The 6,661-nt window shown below is 67.2% G+C and carries 6 protein-coding genes and 1 pseudogene; all 7 read right to left on the bottom strand.

Annotated features, from left to right (window positions below; all coding sequences use genetic code 11):
- Positions 1 to 377 (bottom strand): annotated as a pseudogene (locus AQY21_RS04725) (ABC transporter permease); the annotation flags it as partial.
- Between the two features lie 74 nt (positions 378 to 451).
- Positions 452 to 1,531, bottom strand: a complete 1,080-nt coding sequence (locus AQY21_RS04720) for an ABC transporter substrate-binding protein (protein WP_058096629.1) — start codon at positions 1,529 to 1,531, stop codon at positions 452 to 454.
- A 104-nt stretch (positions 1,532 to 1,635) separates the two neighbouring features.
- Positions 1,636 to 2,715 (bottom strand): ABC transporter substrate-binding protein, encoded by a 1,080-nt coding sequence (locus tag AQY21_RS04715; RefSeq protein WP_058096643.1) that lies wholly within the window; start codon positions 2,713 to 2,715, stop codon positions 1,636 to 1,638.
- Positions 2,716 to 2,747: 32 nt separating this feature from the next.
- Positions 2,748 to 3,851: an ABC transporter ATP-binding protein gene (locus AQY21_RS04710; protein WP_058096628.1), complete on the bottom strand. Its 1,104-nt coding sequence runs from the start codon at positions 3,849 to 3,851 to the stop codon at positions 2,748 to 2,750.
- 186 nt (positions 3,852 to 4,037) lie between these two features.
- Positions 4,038 to 5,264 carry an FAD-binding oxidoreductase gene (locus AQY21_RS04705; protein WP_058096627.1) on the bottom strand — a complete coding sequence of 409 codons (1,227 nt, stop codon included), beginning with the start codon at positions 5,262 to 5,264 and terminating at the stop codon, positions 4,038 to 4,040.
- On the bottom strand, positions 5,261 to 5,827 hold the full coding sequence (locus AQY21_RS04700) for a DUF421 domain-containing protein (protein WP_058096626.1): 567 nt from the start codon (positions 5,825 to 5,827) through the stop codon (positions 5,261 to 5,263). The genes AQY21_RS04705 and AQY21_RS04700 overlap by 4 nt, the downstream gene beginning before the upstream one ends.
- 85 nt (positions 5,828 to 5,912) lie before the next feature.
- Positions 5,913 to 6,638: an SDR family oxidoreductase gene (locus AQY21_RS04695; protein ID WP_058096625.1), complete on the bottom strand. Its 726-nt coding sequence runs from the start codon at positions 6,636 to 6,638 to the stop codon at positions 5,913 to 5,915.
- Positions 6,639 to 6,661: the final 23 nt, after the last annotated feature.

Below are 6,661 nucleotides of genomic sequence, written 5' to 3'. Positions count from 1 at the left end.
CGGGTGCCGACCACGCCGATGCTGCGGGCCTGGGCGGCGGCGGTCAGGTCGGCGGCCAGCGCCGCCCAGGCCGCCTCGTCGGGCTCGGTGCCGCGCGGATTGTCGTGGAACCAGGCCGAGAGCTGCGGCATGTTGGCCGAGAACCCGTCGTTCTTGACCGAGCGCTGCAGCATCTGCCCGATCGGCACCACGAAGGTGACCAGGATGAACAGCAAGAGCGGCAGCACCAGGAAAAACGCCCGACGACGCGCCCGACGCGAACTCCGCGCAAGCGCAGACTTCAACGGACGGCCGTCCGCGGTTCTCAGCGTTCCGCCTTCGGCAAGGCCGCCGGCCTCGGTGACGATGGCGGCATGGGGGTCAAGGGCTTTGGCCATCTCGGTCCTTTGTCAGGCAAGATCCTTGGTCGAAGCCGCGGCCCGAACCGGCGGGCCGCAGCGCGATGCGATCGTCAGTTGGCGAGCCAGCCGTTGAAACGTTCGGCCAGTTCGGCGGAATGGTCGGCCCAGAATTCCGGGTCGTCCATGACCGCGGTCTTCATGTATTCGGGATTGGTCGGCATATGCGGCCCCATCTCGGTCTTGCCGTCCTGATAGAGCCCGACCAGCGCCGCCGAGCTTTGCCGCGACGGGCCATAGGCGATGTATTTCGCCTGATTGGCCAGCTGTTCGGTGGCGGTGGCGAATTTCAGGTATTCCAGCGCCGCCTCGGGATTGGGCGAGTCCTTGGGAATGACGAACATGTCCATATCCATGTATTGCCCGTCCCAGATGATCTCGAAGGGCTTGCCCTCGCCGACCATGGCGTCGAAGAAGCGGCCGTTATAGCCGGTGGCCATCACCACCTCGCCATCGGCCAGCAATTGCACCGGCTGGGCGCCGGCCTCCCACCAGACCACGTCGCGCTTGATGGTGTCGAGCTTGGCGAAGGCGCGGTCCACGCCCTCGGGCGTGCCCAGCACCTCATAGATCTGGTCGGGCGCCACGCCATCGGCGATCAGCGCCAGGTACAGGGTGCGCTTGGGGTTCTTGGGCAGGCCGCGCTTGCCGGGAAACTTGGCGGTGTCGAAGAAATCCGCCGCGGTCGAGGGTTTCTCGCCCTCGAACTTCGTGGTGTCGAAGGCGATGACCGTGCCCCAGAAGATGTTCGCCACGGCGCATTCCTGCAACGCGCCGGGGATGAAATCCTCGGTCGCCGGGGTGCCGTCGGGCGCGGCCGGCAGGATCGCGGGGTCGATCTCGACCAGGGCGCCCTCGTCACAAAGCCGGATCGCGTCCGAGACCTCGATGTCGAAGACGTCGCCGGTGATATTGCCCGCCTCGACCTGCGCCTTCAGCGGCGTGGCCGGGTTGTCGGCAGCCAGCATGTTCACCTTGATGCCGGTCTGTTCGGCAAAGGGGATGTTATAGGCCTCGACCTGCGAGCGTTCATAGGCGCCGCCCCAGGAGACGACGTTGACCTCCTTGTTCTGGGCATGGGCCGCGAGACCAAGGCTGCACAGCGCCGAGGTCAAGATCAATGTGGTTTTCATGTTCTACTCCCGTTGGTGTCCGCGGCGCTTTGGCCGTCTTTTGCCCGTTCGGGCTTTTATTCGGATGGCCGCGGCGGGGATGGCCCCGCCGCGGGCCGGACAGGTCAGTTCGCCAGCCAGGCGTTGAAGCGTTCCTGCAATTCGGCGTCGTGATCGACCCAGAAATCCAGGTTCGAGGCCAGCGCCTGCTCCAGGTTCTCGGCATAGGTCGGCAGGTTCGGCCCCATCGGCACGTCGGTGCCCTCGATATTGCCGACCAGCGCGGCGGCCGAGATGCGCGGCGGGCCGTAGCTGATGAACTCGGCGGCGCGGGCCTGCTGTTCGGGCGCGGTCGAGAAGGCGATGAATTCCTTCGCCGCCTCGGGATTGGGGGCGCCCTTCGGCATGACCCAGCCCTCCATCTCGTAGATCTGGCCGTCCCAGACGATCTTGAAGGGCTTGCCCTCCTGCTGGGCGGCGTTGAAGATCCGGCCGTTGAAGGCAAAGGCCATGGTCACCTCGCCATCGGCCAGCAGCTGCGGCGGCTGGGCGCCGGCTTCCCACCAGATCACGTTGTCCTTGATGGTGTCGAGCTTGGCAAAGGCGCGGTCCACGCCCTCGGGCGTGCCCAGCACCTCATAGACCTGGTCGGGCGCGACGCCGTCGGCCATCAGCGCGAATTCCAGGTTGAACTTGGCACCCTTGCGCATGGTGCGCTTGCCGGGGAATTTCGCCGTGTCGAAGAAATCCGCCGCGCCGGCGGGCTTGGCATCGGGGAACTTGCTGTCGTCATAGGCCAGGATCATCGAATAGACATCCGTGCCCACGAAGCATTCGGTGATCGCGCCCTCGATGAAGTCATCCGTCGCCGCGGTGCCGTCGGCGGCGGGGGTCAGGATCGCGGGGTCGATCTCCTCCAGCAGCCCCTCGTCGCAGAGCCGCACGGCATCGGCATATTCGACCGAGGCCACGTCGATCGAGACATTGCCCGCCTCGACCTGGGCCTTGACCGGGGTCGCGGGGTTGTCGGCATCCGAGACCACGACCTTGATGCCGGTCTGCGCCTCGAAAGGCTTGGCATAGGCCTCGACATGGCTCATGCCATAGGCGCCGCCCCAGGACAGCAGGTTGACCTGCTTGTCCTGCGCCTGGGCGGCTGCCGCGGCCGTGACCAGCGCAGAGGTCAGTATCAGCGTGCGTTTCATCATAACTCCCTGGTTCCTTGCTCGATGCACACTCAGACCGGATCGAGGGCGCGGGCGTCCTCGGGATGCCAGCCGATCCGTATCGTCTGGCCGGGCGACAGCTTCACCTGGCCCAGCGTATTGCGGTATTTCATGACGAAATCATCCTGGCCGGCGACATGCAGCCGCGCCCGCAGGATGTCGCCCATATAGATCACGTCGCGCACCTGCGCCTCGATGGTATGGGCGCCGTGGGGCATCAGCTCGGGCTTGAACTCGACCCGCTCGGGCCGGATCGAGACCGTCGTCGTCTTGCCGCTTTCGCGGATGTTGACGGCGGTGGCGTCGATCAGCTCGCCATTGCCCAGCCGCACCAGCGCCTTGTCGCCCTGCAACTGCTCGATGGTGCCACGCAGCGCGTTGTTTTCGCCGATGAAAGCGGCGACGAAGCTGTTCTCGGGCTGTTCATACAGCACCGGCGGCGCGGCAAGCTGCTGGATCCGCCCGTCGTTGAACACGGCGATGCGGTCCGACATGGTCAGCGCCTCGCCCTGGTCGTGGGTTACATAGACCACGGTGATGCCCAGCCGGTCGTGCAGGGCCTTGATCTCGAACTGCATGTGCTCGCGCAGCTGCTTGTCCAGCGCGCCCAGCGGCTCGTCCATCAAGACCAGCTTGGGGTCGAAGACCAGCGCCCGGGCCAGCGCGATCCGCTGCTGCTGGCCGCCGGAAAGCTGCGCCGGGCGGCGGTTCTTGAACTGGCCCATCTGCACCATGTCGAGCGCGCGGGCGATGCGGGTCTCGCGCTCGGCCTTGCCCATGCCGCGCACTTCCAGCGGAAAGGACAGGTTTTCGCCCACGCTCATATGTGGGAACAGCGCATAGTTCTGGAACACCATGCCGATGCCGCGCTTGTGGGGCGGCACATCGTTGATGTTGCGCCCGTCCAGCCGGATCTCGCCATGGGTCGCCGTCTCGAATCCGGCCAGCATCATCAGACAGGTGGTCTTGCCCGAACCGGACGGACCAAGCATGGTGAGAAATTCGCCCTTGCCGATGGTCAGGTTCAGATCTTTGACCACAAGTGTCTGGCCATCATAGCTTTTCTGGACGTGATCGAAGACAACGAAGGCGTCGTTGCCGGGGTCTGCTGTCACGATGCGGGCTCCCTGTTTCTATTGGTTCTTCGTTCCGCCAGCCAACAGTAATCGGCGCTTGTCGGAGAATGCAACTCACTTGTCGTCGCAGCCGGCAGGACGCAGGCGACGAAGTCGATGTCGCATTGCGTCACTGCCCTTTCGCCGGGCAGATTCGGGCTTGCAGGTAAGGGTTCGGCCGCCGGTTCAGCGAAACCGATAGAGGTCGGCATCCGGATCGCTCCGGCCGTCGATCCGGCGCGCGGTCAGTTCGGCCGCGATGACGGAATAGGTGATGCCGTTGCCGCCGAACCCCATCACCGCATGGCAGCGCCGGCAGCCCGGCACCGCGTCGATGATCGGCAGGCCGTCGTCGCTGTCGCCGAAGGCCGCGGCCCAGCGATAGGCCGGGCGGCCGATGCGGATGCCGCAGGTCTCGCGCAGCTTGCGCGCGATCTCGGCGGCGTTGCGGCGCAGCTTGTCCGCATCCTCATAGGCATCGGGGCTTGCTTCGTCCTCGCCGCCGGCGATGATCCGGCCGGTGGGCGTGGTGCGGAAATACAGATAGGGGTCGGCCGCCTCCCAGACCAGGAAATCCCGCAGCCAGGCCGGATGGCGCACCCCCTCGGCCGAGGCCACCGCCCAGGTCGAGATGATGCGGTGATGCGCCGAGGCGAGCTGCGGCAGGAATTCGTAGCCGGTGCAGAACACCGCATGGCCCGCCACCAGCACCCGCCCGGTCGAGGAGGTCAGCGCCACCCCATCCGCCAGTTCGGCGAAATCGGTGACCTCGAAGGGCGAGACGATCTCGGCCCCGCGCTCTTGCGCCACCCGCAGCAGCCCCGCCGTCAACTGCCCCGGATTGGCCGAGGCCGAGGCGGTCGAGACGATGGCGCCGGTGCGGTCGATGCCGAATGCCTCCAGCAGGCGCTGGCGAGGGATGAACTCGGCCGCGATGCCGGTCTCGCGGCGCAGCGCCGCCTCGGCCTCCAGCGCGCGAAAGCCCATCTCGTCGCCGGCGAGGTAGAGCGCCCGCTTGCGCTGCATCTGGCAGTCGAGGCCCAGACGGCGCGACAGGCGCAGCAACGCCTCGACCGCCTTGACCGAGCGGCGCCAGGCCCGCGCCGCCTTGTCGGGTCCGATCTGGCGCATGAGCCGGCTCAGCGGCACGTCGATCTCGTGCTGGATCATCGCGGTCGAGGCGAGCGACGAGCCCCGCACCGGCTGGCGGCGATCCACAAGCAGCACCCGCCGCTTGCGCCGGGTCAGCCGCTCGGCCAGCAGCGCCGCGGAAATGCCGGTGCCGACGATCACCACGTCCCAGCGCGGCTGCGAGGGCGCCACCTGATACTCTGCCGAGATATGCGGCGTCTCGGCCCAGAAGGGATGCGCCGTGCGCAGCCGCCGCTTGATGGTGCGGCGCATCACGGTCATGCCTCGTCCGCCCAGGCCATTTCGCCCGGCGGAAGGACGGGCGGCTGGTAAAGCCCGGCCGCGCCGTCCCGGTCCCGCTTCAGCACCGAAAGCGTGCCGTCCGCCTCGAGAATGGCGAACTTGATGTCGGCAAGGTCGGCCACGCCCTTTTCGCGCAGCTTGGCATAGAGTTCGCCCATGCCAATGCCCTGCCGGCGCAGGCGGTCGCGGTGGACGCGGCCCTCGGTGACGACGATGCGCGGCCGGCCCTCGAACAGCCGCGACAGCAGGTCCGAGGACAGGATCGCCTCGTCCACCAGCTTGTTGAAGGCCGCGACCAGGAAGATGGCGAACATCGCCGGCAGCAGGGGCACGTCGGGATAGAACAGCGAATCACCCACCGCCGAGCCGATGGCGATGACCAGCAGGAACTCGACGATGGAGAGCTGCGCCACCGTGCGCCCGCCCAGCCAGCGCATCAGGGCCAGCGTGTAGAAATAGATGATGACGGTGCGGAAGAAGATCTCCCAGGCGAAGCCCAGGTCCTGATCGCCCAGGAAGATGCGGTGAAGGTCTTCGAGCATGGCTGTCCCCCGGCTCGCGCCGGTTCTGGCGCCGAGAGACAAGCCGCGACGGCCGGCGCCGGTTCCACGCCCCGGCCTGAAGCGGTCAGACGGCGAGGAATCCCCCATCCAGCGGCAGCACCGCGCCGGTGACCATGCGGCTGTCGTCCGAGAGCAGCAGCGCGATGCCTTGCGCGACCTCCTCGGCCTCGGCAAAGCGGTTCAGGGGATGGCGCACCATCATCGGCTGGCTTTTTGCCGGGTCCGACCAGGCCTCGGCCGCCAGTTCGGTCAGGGTGATAGTGGGCGCCACGGCGTTCACGCGGATGCCATGCGGGCCCAGTTCCTTGGCCAGCACGCGGGTCGCGCCCTCCAGCCCGGCCTTGGAGGCGGCATAGCACAAGTGGTCCTGGAAGCCGCGATGGCCGGCGATCGAGGTGATGTTGACGATGGCACCGCCGCCACCCGCCGCAACGCGGGCGCGGGCGAATTCCTGGCAGCAGATCAGCGCCGCGCGCAGATTGATGCCCAGCACCGCCTCATAACCGGCCTCGGTCATGTCCAGCACGCTTTCCAGCACGTTGATGCCGGCGCTGTTGATCAGGTAGTCGGCGGCCCCCGCCTCGGCCATGGCGACGCGGGTGGCGGCCGGGTCGGCCAGGTCGACGCGGATGCCGCGCGCGCCGATCTCGGCCGCGAGGCTGTCGAGGTCGGATTGCGTGCGCGACAGCGCCACGACCTGCGCGCCGCGTTCGGCCATGAGCCGGGCGCAGGCGCGGCCGATCCCTTTGCCCGCGCCGGTGATGATAACGGTCTTGCCCGAGAATTGCATGGTTCCTCGCATGATCGGTTCGG

Origin of the sequence: Paracoccus sp. MKU1, assembly GCF_001447385.1 — a bacterium.
GTDB lineage: Bacteria > Pseudomonadota > Alphaproteobacteria > Rhodobacterales > Rhodobacteraceae > Paracoccus.
The sequence above is the reverse complement of the archived record's forward strand: the minus strand, read 5'-3'. Positions and strand labels throughout refer to the sequence as shown.